Source organism: Bradyrhizobium sp. MI1.10 (assembly GCF_055811035.1).
In genome coordinates this window covers 1-1,437 of sequence record NZ_JBVVPN010000132.1, presented here as the reverse complement: position 1 = coordinate 1,437, position 1,437 = coordinate 1, and the positions used below count along the sequence as shown (strand labels likewise).

Genomic DNA, 1,437 nt, shown 5'->3' with positions numbered 1-1,437 from the left:
CCCCCACAAAATGAGGCGACTCACCCTCGATGTTGCGACGAGGGTTGCCCGGATGGACCGGGTAGAGCCTCAAACAAGGAGGGCGAGTCGTGGGTCATCATACCGAGGTCTTTGTCGGAATCGATACGTCAAAATCGCGCAATGCTATAGCCATTGCCGATGGCGGCCGTGGCGGCGAGGTACGATATCTCGGGGAGTTTCCTGCCACGGAGGCAGCGATCCGAAAGCTGGTGGCAAAGCTTGCAGCGAAATGCTGTCAGTTGACGTTTTGCTACGAAGCAGGGCCAACAGGATACGGTCTCTACAGACTGCTCAAGAGCCTCGGCCATGACTGCCTGGTGGTGGCCCCCTCGCTCGTTCCGAAGAAGGCCGGCGATCGAGTGAAGACGAACCGGCGCGATGCGGTAAGCCTCGCCAAGCTGTTGCGCGCGGACGAGCTCACGGCGGTGTGGGTGCCGGACGAGCGCCATGAGGCTATGCGCGATCTCTCGCGCGCCCGTCAAGCAGTGAAGAAGGACCTCCAGGGCAAGCGTCAACAGATCTCGTCATTGATGCTGCGGCTGGGACGCATCTATCCGGGCAAGACAACGTGGGGACCAGCCCACATGAGATGGCTCATGTCGCAGAAGCTCGAGCATCGCGAGCAGCGCATCGCATTCGAAGAGTTACTTGAGGGGATACGCCAGGAAAGTGAGCGGCTGGAGCGTTTGGAAGATGCCATCCGCGAGGTAGTACCCGAGTGGTCGCTCGCCGAGGTTGTGTCGGCCCTGCAGGCGGTGCGTGGGATTGATCTCATTGCGGCTGTGGGGGTGCTGGCTGAGATCGGTGATCTATCCCGCTTTCAAAATCCGCGCGAGCTGATGGGCTATCTGGGTCTGGTGCCCACAGAAAACTCGACTGGCGACCAAGTCAAGCGAGGCGGCATCACCAAAGCCGGTAATGGGCGGGCGCGACGTATTCTTGTAGAGGCGGCCTGGAGCTATCGATATCCGCCGCGCGTGAGCCGAGACAAGCAGCCAAAGGTGGAGGCCGCACCGAGAGTCGCGCGCGAGATTGCGTGGAAAGCGCAAACCAGGCTGTGCGGACGCTTCCGCTCACTCGAGCGGAAGGGCAAGCGGCGAACCGTAATCGTCACGGCGATTGCCCGAGAGCTATCCGCCTTCATTTGGGCGATCAATCGCGAGCTCATGCCACCTCGACAGGCGTGACATCGTTGGGGGCTGTGGACCGCTCGAGTCGTGAGGTGCGCTCGACCGGCCCACAGCCCCCTTTGTTGCAATCAAGATCAGGGGGCAGTCGCAGACATTAATCGTGCAGAAGTGAAGGCGGGACCACGGCAGGGGAAATCCTGAAATCCATTATGTGGCCGATCATCCGATCGACGCCCGACGCTAGACCAGGGACAGCCCCAGACGAAAAAACGGAAATGCGGTATCC

The 1,437-nt window shown here is 60.7% G+C and carries 1 protein-coding gene; it reads left to right on the top strand.

Features of this window, described 5'->3' with window-relative positions:
- Positions 1-89 precede the first annotated feature (89 nt).
- Positions 90-1,208: an IS110 family RNA-guided transposase gene (locus AC0L3K_RS40575; protein ID WP_275199710.1), complete on the top strand. Its 1,119-nt coding sequence runs from the start codon at positions 90-92 to the stop codon at positions 1,206-1,208.
- Positions 1,209-1,437: the final 229 nt, after the last annotated feature.